Here is a 22,774-nt window from a genome sequence, read left to right as displayed (position 1 = left end):
TTGGTCCCTACGATTGCAGCCATGCCTGTACCCGCTCCCAGTCCCGACGCCCGCGCCGTCGTCACCGGCGCCTCTCAGAACATCGGTGAAGCGCTGGCCACCGAACTCGCCGCCCGCGGCCACCATCTGATCATCACGGCTCGTCGCGCGGAGGTGCTGGCCGAGGTCGCCCAGCGCATCACCGACCGGTACGGCGTCACCGTCGAGGTCCGGGCCTGCGACCTGACCGACCCGGCCGACCGCGACAAGCTCTGCGACGAGCTGGCCCAGCGCAACATCTCCATCCTGTGCGCCAACGCCGGCACCGCGACGTTCGGCACCGTCGCCGAGCTGCCCGTCGAGGGCGAGAAGGCGCAGGTGCAGCTCAACGTCCAGGGCGTGCACGACCTGGTGCTCGCCGTCCTGCCCGGCATGATCTCGCGTCACGGCGGCGGCATCCTGATCTCCGGTTCGGCCGCGGGCAACTCGCCCATCCCGAACAACGCGACCTACGCCGCGTCCAAGGCGTTCGCCAACACCTTCAGCGAATCGCTGCGCGGTGAGCTCAAGCCGCACGGCGTCAACGTCACGCTGCTGGCGCCCGGGCCGGTGCGCACCGAGCTGCCCGACCCGTCCGAGCAGTCACTGGTCGAGCGGCTGATCCCCGACTTCCTCTGGATCGACACCGAGTACACCGCCCGGGTCTCGCTGGACGGCCTGGAGCGCAACAAGATGCGCGTCGTGCCCGGTCTGACGTCCAAGGCCATGTCGGCCGCGAGCGGTTACGCCCCGCGCTCGATCGTCGCGCCGATCGTCGGCGCCGTCTACAAGAAGCTCGGCGGTTCGTAGGCCTTTACCGTCGGCGGGTCGTGCCGAACAGACTGCGGGTGATCTCGCGGCCGGCCACGGTCGCCGCGGACCGCAGGAAGCTCTTGAAGGCGGTGCTCTGCAGCACCTCGGAGACCATGCCGGGCCCCTCGGCCTCGACCTCGACGCGGCCGGACGCGGTGAGGTCGGGCTCTTCGGCCGGCGCGGGAGCGGGTGCTGCCGGGTCGCCGGTCGGGGCGGCGCCACCAGCCGCCGCCGGCTGCGCGGACAGGTGCTCGTAGGCCGAGTCGCGGTCGACGGTGGCTCCGTACGTCGCTTGCAACGGACTGGCCTTGGCCGCCGCGGCGATGGCGTCGGGGCCGATCGTGCCCATCAGTGATCGCGGCGCCCGCAGGCGGGTCCAGGCCACCGGGGTCGGCGCACCGACCTCGGAGAGCACCGTGACGACCGCCTCGCCGATGCCGAGCGACGTCAGCGCCGACTCCAGGTCGTAGACGGACGTCTTCGGGTACGTCCGGACCGTCTTCGTCAGGGCCTTCTGGTCATCCGGGGTGAACGCCCGGATCGCGTGCTGGACGCGCGCGCCCAGCTGGCTGAGCACGTCGTTGGGGATGTCGGTGGGCAACTGCGTGCAGAAGAAGACGCCGACGCCCTTGGAGCGGATCAGTTTCACCGTCTGCTCGACCTGGTCCAGGAACGCCTTGGACGCGTCGGCGAACAACAGGTGCGCCTCGTCGAAGAAGAAGACCAGCTTCGGCTTGTCGGCGTCACCGATCTCGGGCAGCGTCGTGAACAGGTCGGCCAGCACCCACATCAGGAACGTCGAGAACAACACCGGCCGCGCGGCCTGGCTGCCCAGCTCCAGCAGCGTGATGATGCCGCGCCCCTGCGGGTCCAGCCGCATCAGGTCCTCGGGCTTGAGCTCGGGCAATCCGAAGAAGGTGTCTCCGCCCTCGGCCTCCAGGTTGATCAGCGCACGCAAGATGACGCCCGCAGTGGCCGGCGACACCGCGCCGAGCGCCTTGAGCTCCTCTTTGCCTTCATCACTGGTCAGGAACTGGATGACGCCACGCAGATCCTTCAGATCATCGAGCAGCAGGCGCTTCTGGTCTGCCCAGTGGAAGATCAGGCCGAGAGTCGACTCCTGGGTCTGGTTGAGTCCCAGCACTTTCGACAGCAGGATCGGCCCGAAGCTGGTGACGGTCGCTCGCACCGGGACGCCGACGCCCGTCGTCCCCAGGGACAGGAACTCGACGGGGAACGCGCTCGGCGTCCAGTCGTCGCCGGTGTCGGTGGCGCGCTGAGCGGTCTTGTCGTTGGCTGCGCCGGGCTGCGCGAGCCCCGACAGGTCGCCCTTGACGTCGGCCATCACGACGGGCACCCCGGCCGTCGACAGTTGCTCGGCGATGACCTGGAGTGTCTTGGTCTTGCCGGTGCCGGTCGCGCCGGCGATCAGGCCGTGGCGGTTGATGGTGGCCAGTGGAATCTTGACCTGAGCACTCGGGTCGACGGTCCCGTCGACGACGACCGCGCCCAGGTTCAGCGCCTGGCCGGTGACGGCGTAACCAGCGGCGATCTGCTGCGCGGGGGATGCATTCGATGCTGTCGTCATGCGCCTGACCATACTTCGTCGGATCCCTGGTGGCCGGGTATGGACACCCCGTTGATGGGCTGGGAATAGTCTGGAACACCGTGCGTGACGAACTTGTATGGATCGATTGCGAGATGACGGGGCTGGATCTCAAGTCCGACCGGCTCATCGAGATCGCGGCATTGGTCACCGACAGCGACCTGAACGTGCTGGGCGAAGGCGTGGACGTAGTGATCCACACCGACGATGCCGCACTCGACGGTATGGCTGACGTGGTGATGAAGATGCACACCCGCTCGGGCCTGATCAACGAGGTGCGGACCTCCTCCGTCACCCTCGAAGAAGCCGAGCAGATGGTGCTGGACTACATCCGCAGCCACATCGGGCAGGCCAAAACCGCTCCCCTGGCCGGTAATTCGATTGCCACCGACCGCGGCTTCATCGCGCGGGACATGCCGCGCCTCGACGAGTTTCTGCACTACCGGATGATCGACGTCAGCTCGATCAAGGAACTGTGCCGCCGCTGGTACCCGCGCATCTACTTCGGGCAGCCGGACAAGGGGCTCGCGCACCGCGCACTGGCCGACATCCACGAGTCCATCCGCGAGTTGAAGTACTACCGCGGCACCGCGTTCGTGCCCGCACCCGGTCCGTCTACCAGCGAAATCGCCGCGGTCGCGGGCGAGCTGGGCCCGCCGACGAACGATTCGGCGGTAACCGATTCGGCTTAGCGGGCCGAAGGCGCTAATATCTACGACGCTGCTAGCGCCGAAAGGTCCGCAGCAATGGTGGCTGTAGTTCAGCTGGTAGAGCACCAGGTTGTGATCCTGGGTGTCGCGGGTTCAAGTCCCGTCAGCCACCCCGAGGTAGAACATCGCCTCACCTGCACACGCGGGTGGGGCGATGTTTGTTTTCCGGGGGTCACCCGCCCTGCTGGCACAGTGGTGAACGTGGGTGACGCCGTTGAGTTGCGAGCAGTCTGTCTCGAAGGACCCCGAGTTCGCCTGCGCAAAGCCCGAGACGGCGACGCCGAAGGCCTGATCGAAACACAGACCGACGAACGGGTGCGCCGGTACCTCGGCGGCCCACGGCCCGTCAACGACGTTCGCGCCGTGCTCGAATCGGTCGGGGCGGCAACGCTATTGGAAGACCCCGGCTGCTACATCGCGACGGCCGCGGATTCCGACGAAATGTTGGGGACCGTGACGCTGAGTCGCCGTCGCACCGACGTTCCCGGTCATCTGGACACCGGTGACGACGAGCTCGAGCTGAGCTATGTCTTCCGGCCGCACGCGTGGGGTCAGGGCTATGCGAGCGAAGCTGCACGGCTGCTGCTGGAGTACGCAGCCGGCGAGCTGGGCGACCAACCTGTCGTGATCGTCACCCAGACCGCCAACCGCGCCTCACTTCGACTGGCTGAGCGCCTCGGGTTCAGTATCGTCGGGACCTTCGAGCAGTACGACGCCGAACAGGCGCTGGCGACCGCCCAGCTGGCCACGTTCCTACCTACCGAGGCTTAGGCTCAGCCGGGCAACTGGTCCAGGAAGCCGTGCACCGACCGGATGCGGCCGTCCGCGTCGGTCGCCAGCACGTCGAACCCGACGATCGGCGGCTGCTCCCCCGCAGGCCCCAGACCCCATTGGAAGCGGGCCTGGTTGTGGTGGCTGTCGGGTCCGCTGACGAGCGAGAAGACGAACCCGGGGAATTGGGTGTGCACCGCGCCGATCACGCCGGAAATGGCGTCACGGCCGCTGACGTCGGCCATCGGATCGGTGTAGGACGCCTCAGGTGTCCAATGGTCACCGAGCAAGGCGCTGCGCTCGGCGGGGTCGGTGGCATTCCACGTCTTCAGGTACGCGGTGACGATGTCGTTCATGCTGACCTCTTTCGCATCGGGGTTGGTCAGCTCAAAGCTTGGCTGCGTCGACGCGGCAAGTCGATTACGTCAGAGGTAACGATGTTCTGCCGCTTGGGTTTTCATCACCACCGCCGCCACGGCGCGTCGCCTGGTCGGCGTTGATCCTGCGGCGACGGCGCAAGAGTTCGAGTACGCAACGCCGCGGACGCGGGATCAACGCAAGGGCCTAGCAATTCACCCGTGGATCGACCAGTACGACGAAAGCCCCCTCCCGAAGGAGGGGGCTTTCGCTTCTGTGCGCCGTCAGGGTTTCGAACCCCGGACCCGCTGATTAAGAGTCAGCTGCTCTACCAACTGAGCTAACGGCGCGCGAGAGAGACCTTAACAGCCCGATGGCCGCAGGGTGAAATCGTATGGTCAGCGCCGTATTCGAGCCCCGCAACCAGGCTGCGCAACAGGACAAGATGGCTCAGTCATCACTGCCACTGCCCGCGGTCGTGTCCAACATCACATAGGACGACGGGGCGGCTCGGGCGCCACCACGGAAGTGCGCCGAATGCCACTGCACCGCAGGCCAACACAGCCCAATCCCGGCCGGCCAGTAGCCAAGTAACACCTGTCACGATGTTGTATACAGCCATCATCGTCAATAGCGGCCAACGCTAGGAAACCGCAAGAAATCAACTAGACCTGCAATTTTATGTCAGGAGACGCGCAAATAGAGTTAGCTGAAACCGCGTATGATGGTGTAGAAATGTAGGTGACGACGCCTGAAGGGAGTTAGCTGATGACACCCATCGCCGTTGCCGCCTACGCAGCGCCCGACGCCGACGTTGCGACAGCAGCCGACGACACCCTGGTCATCGTCCATAACTGCACCCGACTCGGTCGGGTCGCGAATCCTCCGCGCAGCTGGCTGCCAGGCTGGCTGACACCGCGTCGCGGGAACTAGAAAGTCGGGCTATCCGCGGATCTTGCGGATAACCACCACCAGCAGGACAACGCCGAGTCCGGCGAACGATGCGATGACCGCCGGCTTGGAAGCGATCGCGATGGCCTTGGCCTTCGCGTCGTCAGCCAGGCGCTGGGGATTTGCCCGCTCGGCGAGAGCGTCCACCGTCAACGCCAACTGATCGCGTGCACGATCGATTTCCTGCTTGATCTGGTCAGGATTCCGGTCAGCCACTTCAGCCCTCCAGCTCGCGTTGCACCTTGGCGCTCTACCCTAGAGCAGCTTGCCGTAACAGCAACGCTTGGCCGACAGAAGGGACATCCCGGTGGCACCGACCCCGCGACTCGAAGTGGGCGCCAAAGCCCCCGCATTCAGCCTGCCCGACGCCGACGGCAACACCGTGAAGCTGTCGGACTACAAGGGCCGCAAGGTCATCGTCTACTTCTACCCGGCGGCGTCGACCCCGGGTTGCACCAAGCAGGCCTGCGATTTCCGCGACAGCCTGGCCGAACTCAACGAGGCCGGCCTCGACGTCATCGGCATCTCCCCCGACAAGCCCGAGAAGCTCGCCAAGTTCCGCGACAACGAGGGCCTGACGTTCCCGCTGCTGTCGGACCCCGACCGCAAGGTGCTCACCGCCTACGGCGCCTTCGGCGAGAAGACGATGTACGGCAAGACCGTGCAGGGCGTCATCCGCTCGACGTTCCTCATCGACGAGCAGGGCAACGTCGAGGTCGCGCAGTACAACGTCAAAGCGACGGGCCACGTGGCGAAGCTGCGACGGGACCTGTCCGTCTGACCATCCGCTTCATCGTCGGTTCCCAGCTCGGCGAGCCCCGAGCCAGGAGCCGCGTAGCGGCCCGCCCAACCACGTGTGACAGCCGAGTGGCCATTCGGACAATCGTTGTCTTTACCCGTGTTCTGCAAACAGCCTCAGAACCGTTCAGGTGCAAGACTTTTGGCGTGACGCACAACATTCACATCCGCACCGTCGACAGCAGCATTCGCTACCCCCAGGCACTGAGCTATGGCGAGAAGGACCAGATTCTCTGGGTCCAGATCGGCGACGACGCCGACCATTCAGACACCATCTACTTCAGCCCGTCCTACTGGCAGCAGTACTCCGTGGACCCCCACAGTGAAGACCCGCTCGATCTGGACTTCGACGAGGACGACGACGAAGAGGACGAAGACGACGACGAGTAGAACTCCGCTGCCCGGGGGGACGACGTTTCGTGCCCCCGGCCACACCGGATCGGCGGGGTGACGACTTCGGTCACCCTGCCGCCCCTCTCTGGCACACTCAACCCGTGGCCGCGCCCGACGTCCGTTTCCGCCGCCTCGCCGAGCAGGTGGCCGACGACTTACGCCGGCGCATCCTCAGCGGCGACCTCGCCGATGGCAGCGTGCTGCCCACGGAAGACGAACTGCTGGTCGAGTTCCCGATCAGTAAGCCGTCGCTGCGCGAGGCCATCCGAATCCTGGACGCCGAAGGGCTGCTCAGTGTCCGCCGCGGCAAGCTCGGTGGCTCGGTGGTGCACCGGCCCAGCTCGAGCAACGTGGCGTACACCATGGGTCTGGTACTCGGCGCGAATCAGGTGAGCCTCGGCGACGTCGGCTCCGCGCTGCAGCAGGTGGAGCCGGCCTGCGCGGCGTTGTGTGCGCAGCGCGCTGACCGCAAGAGCGAAGTGGTGCCGGTCCTTCGGCAGATCCACGCCGAGTCGGTCGATTCGGTCGAGGATCTGGTGCTGGTCACTTCCGCCAGTCGGCGCTTCCACGAGGCGCTGGTGCAGCACTGCGGCAACGAGACGATGATCATCCTCGCCGGCGCACTGGAGGCGCTCTGGTCGTCGCATGAACTGAGCTGGTCACGGCAGTTCACCGATCACGCCAGCATTCCCGTGGACGAGCGCAAGGCCGCCCTGGAAGACCACCGCAAGCTCATCGATGCCATCGAGGCCGGTGACGCCGAACGAGCCCGTGAACTCGCCGCGACCCACCTGCTGGATGCCCAGCACTATCCGGGTTCGGCCGGGGTGGTCGACCCCGCGATGGTGCGGACCCGCACCCGTTCTTCCTGAAACCTTGACAAGGTGCCCGCTTATTTTCATATGATTTGAAGATGCGGCCGACCGAGGCGACCATCACGGAGATGACACCGGTCACGAGTTCGCCCGCCTTCACCGCCGAGGACGTCGCACGCTTCCATGCCAACGGCTGGTGGACCGACACCACGATCTCGGATGCCGTGCGCGCCAACGTCACTCGCACCCCCGACCGCACCGCGTACGTGGATCACCCGGACCGGTCGCTGACCTGGCGCGAATTCGATTCCGCCGCAACCGCTTTGGCCGGGCAGCTCACCGGCGCGGGCGTCCGCCCCGGGGACCGGATCGCGGTGTGGCACGGCGACACCATGGCGATCCACGTGCTGTTCGTGGCGATCGAGCGGTGCGGCGCGGTGGTCGTCGGTGTCGGTGCGCGCGCCGGCATTCGCGAGGTGACGGCCATCCTGCAGAGTGCGCAGCCACGGCTGCTGGTCACCGATCCCCCGCGCCAGACTCAGGCCCACACCGTGGCCACTGCCATCGGTTGTCCGCTGCTGACATTGGACGAGTTGTCCGTCGGAACCGACCCGGCGGACCTGAGCCCCGATACACAACTCGGTCCCGACGACGTCTTCCTCATCAACTCGACGTCGGGCACCACCGGGCTGCCCAAGTGCGTGGTGCACACCCAGAACCGTTGGCATTACTTCCATCAACAGGCTGTCGCCAACGGCCTACTGACCTCCGATGACGTGTTCCTGCCAGTCATCCCGACCCCGTTCGGCTTCGGACTGTGGACCACCCACATCACCCCGATCCTCTTGGGCACCACCAACGTGCTGCTCGACCGCTTCACTGTCGCGGCGGCGTGCGCGGCCATCGAACGGCACAAGGTCACCGTGTTGTGTTGTGTCAGTACTCAATTGACCATGATCATGGCCGACCCGGTGGCCCGCGACTACGACCTGAGCTCACTGCGGGTGGTGTTCACCGGCGGTGAGGCGCTGCCGTACCGCCCCGCCCACGAGTTCGAAAAGCTCACCGGTGCGACGATTCTGCAGTTCTACGGCTCAAACGAGACGGGCCTGCTGAGCGGCACCACGGTGCACGACTCGCTCGAGCACCGGCTGCGCACCGGCGGCCGGATCGTCGCGGACATGGCCGTCCGCCTCTTCGACGGAGACACCGACGTCACCGACACCGGCCGGGGCCAGCCCGCGTGCCGCGGCCCGGCGACCAGTCTCGGCTACCTGGGTGGCACCGACCACGACAAGCTGTTCACCGCCGACGGCTGGATGCGGATGGGCGACATCTGTGAGATCGACACCGACGGCTACCTGCGGGTGACGGGCCGGACCTCCGACTTCATCGTGCGCGGCGGCAAGAACATCAGCGCCGCCCAGGTCGAGGACGTCGTCACCACCCATCCGGCAGTCGGGCTGGCCGCGGCGGTGGCCATGCCCGATCCGGTGTTCGGCGAAAAAGTCTGCATCTACGTCGAATTGATCGGCTCGGCGACTCTGGACCTCGACGAACTGTGCGCGCACCTGCTGGCCCAGGACGTCTCGAAGGAGCTGCTGCCCGAACGGTTGATCGCGGTCGACGAACTGCCCCGGTCCTCGGGCGGCAAGGTCGCCAAAGGCCAACTGCGCGAAGATATTCGAACCCGGATGGGAGACGGACATGACCGCAGCTGAAAAGCCGCGCCGCGGCGGACTCGAAGTTTGGGCGCCCTCGGTGACGCCGCAGATCGGTGTCGACCTCACTGACGAACAGGCCATGGCCATCGCGTTCCGGCACCTCGCGAGCATCGGTTTCGCCGAGAACCTGGCCGGGCACATCACCTTTCAGCCCGACAGCCAGACGGACATGTACGTCAACCCGTGGGGCCTGTGGTGGCAGGAGGTCTCCGCCTCCGACATCTGCGTCGTCGACGAGGACGCCCGCGTGCAGCGGGGCCGCTGGGACGTCACTCCCGCCATCCACATCCACACCGAGCTGCACCGCGCCCGCCCGGATGCGCGCGTGGTGATCCACAACCACCCCTACTACGTGTGTGTGCTCGCGGCGCTGGGGCGGCTGCCGGAGCTGGTGCACCAGACCGGATCGCTGTTCCTGGACGACCTCTGCCTGGTCGACGAGTACGACGGTGAGGTCGACAGCGCCTCGCGCGCAGCCGAATTGGCTGCCCGGATCGGAACTGCGAACGTGACCATCCTGGCCAACCACGGCGTCATCGCCACCGGCCGCAACCTGGCCGAGGCGGTGTACCGGGCGGCCTCCATCGAGCGGGTCTGCAAGCTGGCCTATGACGTCATGCTCACGGGCCTGAAGCCGACCGAGATGAAATGGTCCGACATGGTCGGGATGAAGGCCTCCCTGATCGAGCGCGCGGCCGACGTGTACTGGGCCGGCGCGGCCCGCATGACCATCAAATCCGATCCGTCCGTTCTGCAGTAAAGGTGTTGGTACGACATGAAATCCATTGACGATCTGGCCACCAACCTCGACTTCACCGTCGCCAAGACCGGCGAGGACCGCACCGTCACACTGCTGCCCGACCCGCCGCGCGCCCCGCGCCGGTACACCGTGATCTCGGTCGATGACCACATCGTCGAGCCACCCGACACGTTCACCGGACGGCTGCCGAGCAAGTTCGCCGACCGGGCGCCGCGGGTCGTGGACACCGCGGGCGGCGGCCAGACCTGGGTGTACGACGGCCAGGAACTGCCAAACGTCGGGTTCAACGCCGTGGTCGGCCGGCCGGTGTCCGAGTACGGTTTCGAGCCGGTCCGGTTCGACGAGATGCGCCGGGGCGCTTGGGATATCCACGAACGCGTCCGGGACATGGACCTCAACGGGGTGTACGCCTCGCTGAACTTCCCGTCCTTCCTGCCCGGGTTCGCCGGCCAGCGGCTCCAGCAGGTCACCACCGACCGCGACCTGGCGATGGCCTCGGTGCGGGCCTGGAACGACTGGCACTTCGACGTGTGGGCCGGCTCGTACCCGGACCGGATCATCCCCTGCCAGCTGCCGTGGCTGCTGGATCCCGAAGTGGGCGCCAAGATGATCTACGAGAACGCCGAACGCGGCTTCCACGCCATGACTTTCAGCGAGAACCCGGCGATGCTGGGGCTGCCGACCATCCATTCGGGCTACTGGGATCCGATGATGGCGGCCTGCGCCGACACCGGCACCGTCGTCAACCTGCACATCGGGTCGTCGGGCTCCTCCCCCTCCACCACCCCGGACGCGCCGCCGGACGTGCAGGGCGTGCTGTTCTTCGCCTACGCCATCTCAGCGGCAGTGGACTGGTTGTATTCCGGTCTGCCCAGCCGGTTCCCTGACCTCAAGATCTGTCTGTCCGAGGGCGGCATCGGCTGGGTCGCCGGACTGCTGGACCGGCTGGACCACATGCTCAGCTACCACTCGATGTACGGAACCTGGGAACGGCTCGGCGAAAAGCTCACGCCGGCCGAGGTTTTCACCCGCAACTTCTGGTTCTGCGCGGTGGAAGACCAGTCGTCGTTCGTGCAGCGGGACCGCATCGGCGTGGACAACATCATGCTCGAGGCCGACTACCCGCACTGCGACTCGACCTGGCCGCACACCCAGGCGACCATCCACGAGGAGATCGGCACCCTGCCTGCCGATGTGATCCGAAAGATCACCTGGGAGAACGCCTCACGGCTCTACCAGCACCCGGTGCCCGAGTCGGTTCAGTCCGACCCCGAGTCGTTCTGACCGAGCGCACCGAATAGCAGCGCCTCGGAGATCGCGGCTTTCTCCAGCACCCCGAGGTGCAGGCTCTCGTTGATGCTGTGCGCCTGCGTGCCGGGGTCCTCGACGCCGGTCACCAAAATCGTTGCGTCAGGGAATGTCTCGGCGAACTCGGCGATGAACGGGATCGAGCCACCCATGCCCATGTCGACCGGCACGGTCCCCCACGCCTGCGCGAACGCCGAGCGGGCCGCGTCGTACACCGGGCCGCTGGCCTCGATCGCGTAGGGCTGCCCGACGTCGCCGGGCGTCACGGTGACCTTGGCGCCCCAGGGGGCGTGGCTCTCCAGGTGACGGGTCAGGGCGGCCAAATGGGCCAGCGCGTCGCCGCCCGGGGCGACCCGCATGCTGACTTTCGCCCGGGCACATGGGATCAACGTGTTCGACGCCTTGGCGATCGAGGTGGTATCGATGCCGATGACGGTGATCGCCGGCTTGGCCCAAAGTCGCTGCACCACAGAGCCGGAACCGATCTGCTGCACGCCGTCGAGCAGACCGGTCTCGGTGGCCACCCAGTCCGGGCCACGGTCCACGTCGGCCGCGGTGCCCTCGTAGAGGCCCTCGACCGCGACGTTGCCGTCGTTGTCGTGCAACGTCGCCAACAACCGCACCAGCGCGCTCAGCGCGTCGGGCACTACCCCACCCCACAGCCCGGAGTGCAGGCCGTGGTCCAGCGTCGCGACCTCGACGACGCAGTCGGCCAGTCCCCGCAAGGACACCGTGAGCGCCGGGATTTCGGTGCTCCAGTTGTCCGAATCGGCGATGACGATGACGTCGGCGGCCAGCAGGTCCTTGTGCGCGCTCAACAATGCCCCGAGGGACGGCGAGCCCGATTCCTCTTCGCCCTCGACGAATACCGTCACGCCGACGGGCGGGTTGTTGCCGTGTGCTCGCATGGCGGCCAGGTGCACGGCGATGCCGGCTTTGTCGTCGGCGCTGCCGCGGCCATAGAGGCGGCCGTCGCGCTCGGTCGGTTCGAAGGGCGCCGAGTCCCACTGCGTGACGTCGCCTTCGGGCTGCACGTCGTGGTGCGCGTACAGCAGCACGGTCGGGGCGCCTTCCGGTGCCGGATGACGGGCGATCACCGCGGGAGCCCCACCCTCCTGGACGATGTGCACCTCACGGAAACCCGCATCGGACAACAGCTTTGCGGTCAGCGCGGCGCTACGATGCACCTCGCTGTGCCGAGCCGGGTCGGCCCATACCGACTGGATGCGGACCAGGTCCTCCAGGTCGGCACGCACCGACGGCAGCACCTCACGGACGCGGGCGACGAGATCAGCCATGACGTCGAGCGTAGTGCGCCCCATCGCCAAGCCGCGTATCGTCACCGCATGCCGTCGATGGGTCATCTGTTGGCGTTCGGGCTGATCTCGTTCTTGGTGATCGTCGTACCCGGCCCGAGCGTCCTGTTCACCGTTGGCCGGGCGCTGACGGTCGGACGACGCCAGGCGTTGCTGACAGTGGCCGGCAATGCGATGGGCGCCTATGTGCAGATCCTCGCCGTGGCTCTGGGCGCCGGTGCACTCATCTACGCTTCGGCGCTGGCCTTCGGCATGATCAAATCGATCGGCGTCGCCTACCTGATTTATCTTGGCGTCCAAGCCATCCGGCATCGGCACGCCCTCGGTGAGGCGCTCACCGGTGGCAAGTCCTCGATCAGGCCGCTCCGGGTGCTTGCCGACGGGTTCGTCGTCGGAATGACCAATCCCAAGACGATCGTGTTTTTCGTCGCGGCACTACCACAGGTGGTCGACCCCGCCGCCGGGCACGTATCGACTCAGATGCTCATTTTGGGTGTCGTGTTCCTCGCCATCGCGGTGACCTCCGACAGCATTTGGGCTTTGGCGGCCGGGCTGGCCCGAGACTGGTTCGCGCAGTCGCCGCGGCGCATCGCGGCCATCGGCGGTGCCGGCGGCCTGGCCATGGTCGGCCTCGGTGTCAGCCTTGCGGTCACGGGCCGCAAAGACTGACCGCCCGCTCCCGCTGGCGAGCAGACGCAAATGCCCCCGACACACCGAGGTGTCAGGGGCATTCACGTCTGCTCGCGCAGAGAAGAACTAGTCCTGCTCGAGGACCGCGACGGCGGCCGCGGTGTCGCCTTCGTGGGTCAGCGACACGTGGATGGCCACGCCCTTGAGGTGCTCGGCGATCTCGCCGGACAGCCGCACCTTGGGCCGGCCCCACATGTCGGTGACGACCTCGATGTCGCGGTGGATGCCCTCGGGCAGCACCGGACGCTTCGAGAACCGCGAGCCCGACCATGCCTTGATCACAGCCTCCTTGGCCGCCCAGCGGGCTGCCAGGTGCCGCGCCGCCGACGAGCTCTTGTCGGCGGCGTCACGGCGTTCACCTGGGGTGAATGTCTCCGCGAAGACGGTGCCCGGTTGGTCGACCTGCTCGGCGAAATCCGGAATCGAGACCAGGTCGATGCCCACACCCAGGATGCTCATGGGCAACAACCTAGCCGGTCGATTCCGCGCATTGCGCAATGGCTCACGAGCGGGCGTACCAACCGTCCTCACCGAGGCGCGCATCGGCGTTGAGCAGCATGTCGGCTTCCTGACGCTTCTCCGGCGCATCGTGGTTGAAGCGACGGTCGGCCGGCTTCTCGTACAGCGGACGCCCACCGGCGATCGCCGAGGCCAACCGGTGCTGACCAGCCAGCACCCGCTCACCCGAGCGGCGCAGGTAGTCCTCGCGCTCGGCCGGGTCGAGGGCTGCCACCAGCGCCTGCGGGTGGACCAGGGCGATCAGGCCCGACACGTGACCGAAGCCGAGGCTGGTCACCAGACCGGCCTTGAGCGGCAGGCGGTCGCCGAACTTCAGCGCCTCGCGCACCCACACGAAGTGCTGCGCGTTGGCCAGCTCGTCGTCCACACAGTCCAGGCTGCGGTTCGGCGGGATGACGCCGTCGCGCAGGACCTGGCACAGACCCAGCATCTGGAACGCCGCGGCGCCACCCTTGCTGTGTCCGGTCAGGCTCTTCTGGCTGACGATGAACAGCGGGTTGCCCGGGGACCGGCCCATCGAGGCGGCGAGCCGCTCGTGCAGCTCGGTCTCGTTGGGGTCGTTGGCCAGCGTCGAGGTGTCGTGCTTGGAGATCACCGCGATGTCGTCCGGGGTGACGCCCAGCTTGGCCAGGTCGCGCACCAGCTGCGACTGACGTCCACCGCGGCCGGCACCCAGCGCACCCAGGCCGGGGGCCGGGATCGAGGTGTGCACACCGTCACCGAACGACGACACGTAGGCGACGACGGCCTGGATGGGCAGGCCCATCTTCACCGCGAGGTCGCCACGGGCCAGCAGGACGGTGCCACCGCCCTGGCCTTCGACGAAGCCGAGACGACGACGGTCGTTGGCGCGCGAGAACTTCGAGTCGCTGATGCCACGGGCCCGCATCATCGCGGTCTCGGCGGTGGCCGACATGTCGCCGAAGCCGATGATGGCTTCCAGCGTCAGGTCGTCGTAACCACCGGCGACCACGAATTCGGCCTTGCCCAAACGGATCTTGTCGACACCTTCTTCGACGGACACCGCCGCGGTGGCGCACGCGCCGACCGGGTGGATCATCGCGCCGTAGCTACCGATGTACGACTGCACGACGTGACCGGCGAAGACGTTCGGCAGGACTTCCTGCAGGATGTCGTTCGGCTTGTTCCGGCCCAGCAGGTTGCCGTGGTACATGGTCTGCATCGAGGTCATGCCGCCCATACCGGTGCCCTGCGTGGAGGCCACGAGGCTCGGGTGCACCCAGCGCATCAGCTCTTCCGGGCTGAAGCCGGCGGACAGGAACGCGTCCACCGTGGTGACCAGGTTCCACAGCGCCAGGCGGTCGATCGAGCTGGTCATGTCCGGCGTGACGCCGTAGACCTGCGGGTCGAAGCCGGTCGGCACCTGGGCGCCGACGGTCCGAGACAGCTCGACCTTGCGCGGCACACGGATCTCGGTGCCGGCCTTGCGGGTGACCTGCCAGTCGCTGCTGTCCGGCACCGGCGCGATGACGGTGTGCTCCGGATCGAACTGGTGGAACGCCCGGGCGTCGGCCTCGGCGGACACGACGAAGGAGAAGTCCTTGTCGAGGAACACCGAAACCAGTAGCGGCGAAGCGTGATCGGAGCCGAGGGCGCCGTCGTCCACCCACTGGCGGATACCGACGCGCTCGAGCACGGTCTCGTGGTAGCGCTCGACCAGCTCGGACTCGTCGACCAGCTCACCTGTGGTGGTGTCGTACCAACCCGGCTTCGGGTCGTCTTCCCACTTGACCAGACCAGTGGTCCAGGCCAGCTCCAGGACGCCGGCGGCCGATAGCTCGCCGGAGACCTCCATCTCGAAGCGGGTGCGCGACGAGCCGTACGGGCCGAGTTCGGCACCGGAGACCAGCACGACCATGTCGGCCGGGTCGATGTCCAGGTCGGCCCACTCGGGAGCCGGCGCGGCCTGGTAGCCACGCGGCGGCGACGGCAGTGCCGAGATGGTGCCTTCGAGGTCCTCCTCGTCAACGACAGCCTCGGCCACCATCTCCTCGCGAGCCTTGGCGGCCAGTTCGGCCATGTCGAGCTCGATGTCACCGAGGCCACCGGTCAGGTCGACCTGGATGGGCTCACGGGATGCCGACACCTTGGCGTCGATGCTGCACAGGTTCAGCAGCATGGCAGCCATCTCTTCGGTGGTGTACGTGATGACACCGGCCTCTTCGACAGCACCGACGATGGCGTCGTTGTGGCCCATCAGGCCGGTGCCCTTGGTCCAGCCGATCAGCGCGTGCGCCAGCGAAACTCGCCCGGACCACGAAGTTTCCGCCTTCCAGCGGGCGACGACCGCGTCCAGCGCGGCCTTCGACTCGCCGTAGGCGCCGTCGCCACCGAACATGCCGCGGTTCGGCGAACCGGGCAGCACGACGTGCAGACGCGAGGCGATGTCGCGGTCGGAACCGATGCGCGAGAGCCCGCCGATGAGCCGCTGCACGGCCCACAGCAGAACCTTCATCTCCATCTCGGCGCGGGCGCCGGCCTCCGACAGGTCGCCCGCCACGCGCGGCGCGGCGAACGGGAACAGCAGCGTCGGGGTCTGCGCGTCCTTGAGGTGGATGGCCTTGGGGCCCAGGTTCTCGACCTGCTCGGTACCGACCCACTCGACCAGCGCGTCAATATCGTTGTAGGAGGCCATGTTTGCCGGCACAACCCACAACTGCGCATCGAACCGGGCGTGGTCGCGGTACAGCGTCCGGTAGAACGCCAACCGGTCGTCGTCCAGCTTGGACGTGGTCGCGATGACCGACGCGCCACCGGCGAGCAGCTGGCCCACCACGGACGCCGCGATCGAGCCCTTGGAGGCACCCGTGACGACCGCGACCTCGTTGGCGTAGCGGCCCTTGCCGGGGTTCTCCGCACCGGCGGCCGCGCGGCCGTACAGCGCGGCGTGCAGGGTGCGGCCGGCGGCGAGGGCCTTGCCCTGCCACCAGCTGGCCTGCGTGGCCACGACGTGCCCGGCACCTTCGAAGCTCTCGGAGAGCTTGGCCCAGTCGGCGTTGACGGCGTCCTCTTCGAGCAGCCAGATGCGCGCCAGGTCCTCACGGGCGCTGGCCCAGCGGTCGTCGAACAGCACAGCCTTGCGGCCGTCGAACGACGGAGCCACCAAACGCGGCCAGTCCGAACCCAATTCGGCGGTCACGAGGTCGATCAGCTCGGAGTCGGTGGCCTCGGGCGCCGATACGGGGGTCTGCAGACCCAGCTCGCCCAGGATCAGCCGGGCGGCGCCGGCCAGCACACCGTTGGGGCCGGTGACCTTCTCGGCGAACTCGTTGAGCGCTGCCGAGTCGACGACGCCGCCACCGGCACCACCGGCGGACGGCAGCGACACGGCGATGCCCTTACGAGCGCCGACCGCGGTGACCGCGGCATCGATGACCTTGTCGACGGCGTTGGCGTCGGCCAGTGCACCGGTGTGCAGGCCGCCCATGTCACCGCCACGGACGCTGCTGCCCTCGCGGGTGCCCAGCGCCACCTCGGCGGTGACGTGCTTGGCCCAGCCGGGGCCCAGTTCCCAGGCCTTGCTGACGCGCTCGGCGATGTACGCCGGACGCTTGCCCGAGGGCCCGAGCACCGTGCGCAGCTGGTCGTTGATCGCGTCGGAGAGGACGGGACCGAACGGCTTGTAGGTACGGGCCAGCTTGGTGACCTGTCCCTTCAGACCCGACAGGTCGGCTTCCGCGGCACCGTCGATGGCGCCGAGGTTCAGCTCCGAACCCAGGTCGACGAGCAGCTGGTTGCGTCGCGACGAAGCACCGTCGGTGATCGACTCGATGGAGTCCAGCGGCTCGATCTGGTCGATGCGCATCTTGGCCGACAGCGCGATGAGCGCCATGGTGGCGTCGGCGGCGTTGTAGGTGATGTCGTCCGGACGCGGGCCACCGGCGGCGGCCACCGGAGCGGCGGCCGGAACCGGTGCTGCCGCAACGGCTTCCGCCGGCGCCTCAGCAGCGGCAGCAGGAGCCGCAGCGTCGGCAGGATCGGAATCGGGCTCGGGATCGGTGTCGGTAGCGAACAGCACCGCGGCGTCGCGCTCGACGTTGAGGATCTCGGTGGTGTTGTGCGAGTACTCCGGCAGCTTCAGCGTGTTGGTGGCCAGGCCGGCAACCGTCGGCATGGTCTTCACGCCGACCTCGACGAACCGCTCGACACCGAGGCCGCCGGCGGCTTCCTCGATGAACAGCAGGTCCTGCGTCTCGATCCAGCGCACCGGGCTGGCGAACTGCCAGGCCAGCAGCTCCATGACGACCTTGCGCATCAGCTCGGACGGCTTCTCGTTCCGCCAAGTGTCGTAGTCGGCGAGGATCTCGTCGAGCGGCTCGGCCGGCACCAGGTCGCGGATCTCCTGGATGAAGTCCTTGTCCAGGGTGAACGGCCGCGGCACCAGGTTCGGGATGTACTTGCCGACCAGGATCGACGGGTCCTGCCCGTGCGGCATGACGCGATCGAGCGCGCGGCGGAAGTCGTTGACGCCGACCCGCAGCACCTCGGAGTGGAACGGCACGTCGATGCCGGGCACCAGGATGAATGACCGCTTGCCACCGGTGATTTCGCGGCGACGCTCGATCTCGGCCTCGAGGGCGTCTAGGCCGCGGACGGTACCGGCGATCGCGTACTGCGAACCACGCAGGTTGAAGTTCACGATCTGCAGGAATTCGCCGGTCTCTTCGGCGATCCGGGCGACGAAGTCGGTGACGTCATCGTCGTCGAGGTCGATCTGCGACGGCCGGATGGCGGCCAGCCGGTAGTCGGAGCGGCCCTTGGCGTCACGCGGGACGATGTCGTGCATCTTGCTGCCGCGGTGGAACACCACCTCGAGCAGCGCCTCCAGCTCGTACACGCCGGATACGCAGGCCAGCGCGGTGTACTCACCGACGGAGTGGCCGCAGGCGATGGCGCCCTCGACGAAGGCACCCTGCTCACGCATCTCGGCCACCTGGGCGGCCGCGACGGTGGCCATGGCCACCTGGGTGAACTGCGTCAGGAACAGCACGCCGTCCGGGTGGTGGTAGTGCACACCGCTGGCGATGATGCTGGTCGGGTTGTCGCGCACCAGGTGCAGCACCGAGAAGCCCAGGACGTCGCGGGTGAACTTGTCCGCGGAATCCCAGATCTTGCGGGCGGCCTTGGAGCGGGCACGGACCTCCATGCCCATGCCCTTGTGCTGGATGCCCTGGCCCGGGAAGGCGTAGACGGTCTTGGGCGCGGCCAGCTGAGCGGACGCGGCCATCACCAGTTCGCCGCCGACCTTCGCGGTGACCTCGATGATCTCGGCGCCGCGGTCGATGCCGACGCGGTCGACGCGGAACTCGATCTCGTCGCCCGGCAGCACCATGCCCAGGAAGCGCGAGGTCCAGCCGACCAGGCGCGCCGGCGGGGTGGCCCGGCCGTCGGTGGCGGTGACCACGTGCTGCGCGGCGGCGGACAGCCACATGCCGTGCACGATGGGCGATTTCAGCCCGGCCAGCAGTGCGGCGGCGCGGTCGGTGTGGATCGGGTTGTGGTCACCGGACACCACGGCGAAGGCGCTCATGTCGACCGGCGCGGTGACGGTGACGTCGCGGCGACGACGACGCGGGGTCTCGGTGGCGTTGTCGGTGATCGCACCGCCGGCGCGGACCGGGTCGGTCAGCTCGGCGGCACCGCTGCGGCCACGGATGGCGAAACGCTCTTCCAAGCGGGCCAGTTCCGTGCCCTCGGCGTCGGTGATGCTGACAGTGACGGGGACGACGCGGCCGACCTCGGTGTCGTACGCCGCGGAAGCCGTTGCGGTGACGGTCAATTCGGCGCGCTCGGCCGGCATCGGGGCCAGCAGCTGCGCGGCGTGGTCCAGGTGGACCAGGCTCAGCAGACCTTCGACGACCGGGATGCCGTCGTCGGTGACGGCAGCGCCGATGACCGAGAACACGGCCGGCCAGCAGCGGCCGACGAGGGCGTCGGGCACCAGGGTCAGGCCCGGCGCCAGCGGGGCGCCGAAGGTGGCGGTGACGCCGGTGTGGTCGGCGACCTCTTCCGGGTCCCAGTCGGCGGTGACGGTGGCGACGTTGTCGGCGACGACCGGCAGCGAGTCCACGCCGTCGGCGCCGGCGGCGATGGCGAGCACGGCACGCATCGCGGCCGAGGCGTCGTCGGTGGTGACGACCGGCATACCGCCGTCGACGGTGGCAGCGGGCAGCGTGAAGTGGATCGCGATCCAGACACCGGACAGCGGCACGTTCAGGGTGACGGAATCACCGTCGAGCTCGAGCCGGGCACCGGTGGACGGGTGTGTGGCCGAACGGTTTTCGTTGACCTGCCACTCGCTCGGCGCGCCGATGCGGTGCACCGGGTTGATCGCGGTGCGACCGGCCCACAGCACGTCGGGCGAGTCGAGGACGACGGCCAGCGGGCCGGTGATGTCGGCGCGGGCCTGACGGCGGGACACCGCCGGAACCGGCTTGACGCCGGCGGCCAGCACCTCGTCGATGGCGGCCTGCTCGAAGCGGTCCAGCAGGTCACCGACGGGCTCGTCGACGCGGGTGATGCCGGCGACGGCAGCGGTGCCGGGGATGACGCAGACCTGGTCGGCGTCGTAGCGGGCGTCGTGGGCCTGCCACAGCGAGTCGCTGCGCCACCAGCGGCGCACGTCCTTGTCGATGACCGGGACGAAGTTGACGGGCTTGCCGAGGGTCTTGCACAGCGTGGTGAAGAACGGGATGTCCGCCGGGTGCAGGCGCAGGGTCTGCGCCTCGGGGTACCGGGCCAGCAGCTCGGCGATGGCGCGCTGCGGATCCTCAAGCAGCGCTTCGCCTTCCGCGGTGGCCGGGAACAGCGTGTCGATGGGGCCGGCGTCGGCCGGGTTCAGGCGAGCCTCGGCGCGCTGCAGCATCTCCTCGAAGCGGTCGCGCCAGGAGATGTCGAGCCACTGCGAGTGGTCGCGCTTGGTGTCGGCGGTGCTGCTGCCGTCGCCGATCGCGAGCTCGACGTAGCGCTGCAGCCACTGCTGGTAGGTCATGTCCGCGACGTCACCGAAGTACGGCTTGGCGGTGTTGGCCATGGCGGCGATGATCTCGTCGCGGCGCTCGGCGACGGCCTCGGCGTCACCGGCGACCTCGTCGAGCAGGCGGCCGCAACGCGACGCGGTGTTGTCGATCTCGTGGATGTCCGCACCCAGCTGGCTGCGGCCAGAAGCCATGCCGCCCTGGGCCTTACCGGCGCCGACCCAGTGATCGGTGCCCTTGGTGTCGACCAGCAGCTGCTTGACCTGCGGCGAGGTGGTGGCCTCCAGGGTGGCCATGGCGGCGGTGCCGACCAGGATGCCGTCGACCGGCATCAGCGGGAAGCCGTAGGTCTCGGCCCAGCGGCCGGACAGGTACTCGGCGGCGCGCTCGGGCGTGCCGATGCCACCACCGACGCAGATGGTCAGGTTGGCCTGCTTGCGCAGGTCCGAGTACGTGCTGACGAGCAGGTCGTCGAGGTCCTCCCACGAGTGGTGGCCACCGGCGCGGCCGCCCTCGACGTGGACGATGATCTCGCGGCCCGGGACCTCTTCGGCGATCTTGATGACCGACTTGATCTGGTCCAAGGTGCCCGGCTTGAACACCACGTTGGTGATGCCGATTTCGTGCAGTTCCTCGATCAGCGCGACGGCTTCCTCGAGCTCGGGGATGCCGGCGGTGACAATGACGCCGTCGATCGGGGCACCCGACTGGCGGGCCTTCTGCACGATGCGCTTGCCACCCAGCTGCAGCTTCCACAGGTACGGGTCCAGGAACAGCGAGTTGAACTGGATGGCGCGGCCCGGCTCGAGCAGCTGGGTCAGCTCGGAGACGCGGTTCTCGAAGATCTCTTCGGTGACCTGACCGCCACCGGCGAGCTCGGCCCAGTGGCCGGCGTTGGCGGCCGCGGCGACGATCTTGGCGTCGACGGTGGTCGGGGTCATGCCTGCCAGCAGGATCGGCGAACGGCCGGTCAGACGGGTGAACTTGGTGGACAGCTTGACGTCACCATTGGGCAGCTCGACAGCCGTCGGCGCGAAGCTGGACCACGCGGGCTGCACGACCGGGGCGGCGCCGACGGTGAACAGCGATCGCTGGCCGGCGCGGGTGGCGGCGGGCACGATGCCCACGCCGAGGCCGCGGATGATCGGCGAGGTCAGTCGGGTGACGGTGTCGCTCGGCCCGAGGTCGATGATCCAGCGGGCACCGGCCTCGTGCATGCGCTCGACCTCGGCGACCCAGTCGATGGGCTTGACGAAGATGGCCTCGGTCATCGCGTGGGCCAGTTCGGTGTCGATGCCGCACTTGGCGGCCCAGCGGTCGACGACCTCGATGCCGTCGGCCAGGCGCGGGGTGTGGAAACCGACCTCGACCTGGACGCCCTGGAAGACAGGGCTGAAGACGGCGCCGCCGCGCAGCTTGTTCTTGCGCTCGGCCTCGTCCTTCTCGGTGATCTTGCTGCAGTACAGCTCGAAGCGGGCCAGCTGCTCCGGGGTGCCGGTGATGACGACGCTGCGACGGCCGTTACGGATCGACAGGACCGGCGGCAGCACGGTGCGCACGTCCTGCGAGAAGTCTTCGAGCAGCTCGGCGATGCGCTCGGGGTCGACGTTGGTGACCGACACCATCGGCGACTTGTCGCCCCGGCCGACCATGCCGCGACGACGCGACACGAGGGAGCCGGCGGCACCAATGAGCTGGAGGAGCGCGAGGAGCTCGGCGTCGCGGGTGCCGTTGGCCTTGAGCGCCTCGGCGGCGATGATGCCCTGCGAGTGTCCGGCGACCGCGACCGGCGGGGTGCCGGCCAGGTCCAGGCCCTGACGCTGCACGGCGCGGATGGCGGCCATCTGGGCCAGCAGGATGCCGGGGCCGGAGATGGCGGCGGTCGTCAGCTGCTTGGCCGACGGCAGCGGCTCGTCGGCGGCGAGGGCGCGCACCCACTGCATGGGTTCGAAGCCGATGGGCCGCACGACGACGAGCTCGCGCGCGACGGGCTCGAGCAGCAGGGCCGCTTCGCCGACGATCTCGCTGAGCTCAGATTCGATACCGGCCGAGCTGACGAGCTCTTCGAGGTTCTCCAGCCAGGAGGCACCCTGGCCGCCGAACGCGACGGCATACGGTTCGCCGGCATTGAGCAGGTCCACCAGAGCGTGGGCGCTCGCCGCCACTGCCTCGGTGTTGCCACTGGTCACTTTGCGGTGCTCGTTGATCGTCACTTCGTCTCTCCCTC

17 protein-coding genes and 2 tRNA genes are annotated in these 22,774 nt (G+C 68.0%); 12 read left to right on the top strand and 7 right to left on the bottom strand.

Going from position 1 to position 22,774, the window contains the following annotated elements:
• The first annotated feature begins 21 nt into the window (after positions 1 to 21).
• Positions 22 to 828, top strand: a complete 807-nt coding sequence (gene cmrA, locus AC1U2B_RS24965) for a mycolate reductase (RefSeq protein WP_043394393.1) — start codon at positions 22 to 24, stop codon at positions 826 to 828.
• Positions 829 to 832: 4 nt separating this feature from the next.
• On the opposite strand, the gene AC1U2B_RS24960 is transcribed toward cmrA, so the two are convergent.
• Positions 833 to 2,419, bottom strand: coding sequence for a helicase HerA-like domain-containing protein (locus AC1U2B_RS24960; protein ID WP_480218905.1), 1,587 nt, complete (start codon positions 2,417 to 2,419; stop codon positions 833 to 835).
• A gap of 80 nt (positions 2,420 to 2,499) precedes the next feature.
• Between AC1U2B_RS24960 and orn the strand changes: the two genes are divergently transcribed.
• The 3 genes from orn (at position 2,500) to AC1U2B_RS24945 (ending at position 3,918) form a co-directional block, all read left to right on the top strand.
• A complete protein-coding gene (gene orn, locus AC1U2B_RS24955; protein ID WP_043984324.1) occupies positions 2,500 to 3,129 on the top strand; it encodes an oligoribonuclease in 630 nt (209 codons plus the stop codon).
• Between the two features lie 57 nt (positions 3,130 to 3,186).
• Positions 3,187 to 3,259: transfer RNA gene (locus AC1U2B_RS24950), tRNA-His, on the top strand.
• Positions 3,260 to 3,348: 89 nt separating this feature from the next.
• Positions 3,349 to 3,918, top strand: a complete 570-nt coding sequence (locus tag AC1U2B_RS24945) for a GNAT family N-acetyltransferase (RefSeq protein WP_480218904.1) — start codon at positions 3,349 to 3,351, stop codon at positions 3,916 to 3,918.
• A gap of 2 nt (positions 3,919 to 3,920) precedes the next feature.
• On the opposite strand, the gene AC1U2B_RS24940 is transcribed toward AC1U2B_RS24945, so the two are convergent.
• Together AC1U2B_RS24940 and AC1U2B_RS24935 are read right to left on the bottom strand one after the other, a co-directional pair.
• Positions 3,921 to 4,274, bottom strand: a complete 354-nt coding sequence (locus tag AC1U2B_RS24940; protein WP_043984322.1) for a nuclear transport factor 2 family protein — start codon at positions 4,272 to 4,274, stop codon at positions 3,921 to 3,923.
• Between the two features lie 278 nt (positions 4,275 to 4,552).
• Positions 4,553 to 4,625, bottom strand: a tRNA-Lys gene (locus tag AC1U2B_RS24935).
• 418 nt (positions 4,626 to 5,043) lie between these two features.
• Here AC1U2B_RS24935 and AC1U2B_RS24930 point away from each other — a divergent pair.
• Positions 5,044 to 5,208, top strand: a complete 165-nt coding sequence (locus tag AC1U2B_RS24930) for a hypothetical protein (protein WP_480218903.1) — start codon at positions 5,044 to 5,046, stop codon at positions 5,206 to 5,208.
• A gap of 9 nt (positions 5,209 to 5,217) precedes the next feature.
• Here AC1U2B_RS24930 and AC1U2B_RS24925 read toward each other — a convergent pair whose 3' ends face one another.
• Positions 5,218 to 5,442 (bottom strand): DUF3618 domain-containing protein, encoded by a 225-nt coding sequence (locus tag AC1U2B_RS24925; RefSeq protein WP_480218902.1) that lies wholly within the window; start codon positions 5,440 to 5,442, stop codon positions 5,218 to 5,220.
• A 91-nt stretch (positions 5,443 to 5,533) separates the two neighbouring features.
• Between AC1U2B_RS24925 and bcp the strand changes: the two genes are divergently transcribed.
• The 6 genes from bcp to AC1U2B_RS24895 all read left to right on the top strand — a co-directional run bounded on the left by bcp (position 5,534) and on the right by AC1U2B_RS24895 (position 11,000).
• Positions 5,534 to 6,007, top strand: a complete 474-nt coding sequence (gene bcp / locus AC1U2B_RS24920) for a thioredoxin-dependent thiol peroxidase (RefSeq protein ID WP_480218901.1) — start codon at positions 5,534 to 5,536, stop codon at positions 6,005 to 6,007.
• Positions 6,008 to 6,171: 164 nt separating this feature from the next.
• Entirely contained in the window at positions 6,172 to 6,414 is a 243-nt protein-coding gene (locus AC1U2B_RS24915) for a hypothetical protein (protein ID WP_480218900.1), read from the top strand.
• A 104-nt stretch (positions 6,415 to 6,518) separates the two neighbouring features.
• Complete coding sequence (locus AC1U2B_RS24910) at positions 6,519 to 7,289, top strand: FadR/GntR family transcriptional regulator (protein WP_480218899.1); 771 nt, start codon at positions 6,519 to 6,521, stop codon at positions 7,287 to 7,289.
• A 41-nt stretch (positions 7,290 to 7,330) separates the two neighbouring features.
• Positions 7,331 to 8,953 (top strand): class I adenylate-forming enzyme family protein, encoded by a 1,623-nt coding sequence (locus AC1U2B_RS24905; RefSeq protein ID WP_480218898.1) that lies wholly within the window; start codon positions 7,331 to 7,333, stop codon positions 8,951 to 8,953.
• Positions 8,940 to 9,716, top strand: a complete 777-nt coding sequence (locus AC1U2B_RS24900; RefSeq protein ID WP_480218897.1) for a class II aldolase/adducin family protein — start codon at positions 8,940 to 8,942, stop codon at positions 9,714 to 9,716. Before AC1U2B_RS24905 ends, AC1U2B_RS24900 begins: the two co-directional genes overlap by 14 nt.
• Positions 9,717 to 9,731: 15 nt before the next feature.
• Positions 9,732 to 11,000 carry an amidohydrolase family protein gene (locus AC1U2B_RS24895; RefSeq protein WP_480218896.1) on the top strand — a complete coding sequence of 423 codons (1,269 nt, stop codon included), beginning with the start codon at positions 9,732 to 9,734 and terminating at the stop codon, positions 10,998 to 11,000.
• Here AC1U2B_RS24895 and AC1U2B_RS24890 read toward each other — a convergent pair.
• The gene (locus AC1U2B_RS24890) at positions 10,976 to 12,322 is read right to left on the bottom strand and encodes a dipeptidase (protein WP_480218895.1); all 1,347 of its coding nucleotides are present in this window, start codon (positions 12,320 to 12,322) and stop codon (positions 10,976 to 10,978) included. The two genes, AC1U2B_RS24895 and AC1U2B_RS24890, sit on opposite strands and share 25 nt — an antisense overlap.
• Before the next feature lie 48 nt (positions 12,323 to 12,370).
• On the opposite strand from AC1U2B_RS24890, the gene AC1U2B_RS24885 reads away from it, so the two are divergent.
• A complete protein-coding gene (locus AC1U2B_RS24885) occupies positions 12,371 to 13,009 on the top strand; it encodes a LysE family translocator (protein ID WP_480218894.1) in 639 nt (212 codons plus the stop codon).
• A gap of 87 nt (positions 13,010 to 13,096) precedes the next feature.
• Here the strand turns inward: AC1U2B_RS24885 and acpS are convergent, their stop codons facing one another.
• The gene (gene acpS / locus AC1U2B_RS24880) at positions 13,097 to 13,489 is read right to left on the bottom strand and encodes a holo-ACP synthase AcpS (RefSeq protein ID WP_020102278.1); all 393 of its coding nucleotides are present in this window, start codon (positions 13,487 to 13,489) and stop codon (positions 13,097 to 13,099) included.
• A 43-nt stretch (positions 13,490 to 13,532) separates the two neighbouring features.
• The gene (locus AC1U2B_RS24875; RefSeq protein WP_480218893.1) at positions 13,533 to 22,760 is read right to left on the bottom strand and encodes a fatty acid synthase subunit beta domain-containing protein; all 9,228 of its coding nucleotides are present in this window, start codon (positions 22,758 to 22,760) and stop codon (positions 13,533 to 13,535) included.
• Between the last annotated feature and the right edge of the window lie 14 nt (positions 22,761 to 22,774).

This window comes from Mycolicibacterium sp. P4_G11 (assembly GCF_056555145.1).
The sequence above is the reverse complement of the archived record's forward strand: the minus strand, read 5'-3'. Positions and strand labels throughout refer to the sequence as shown.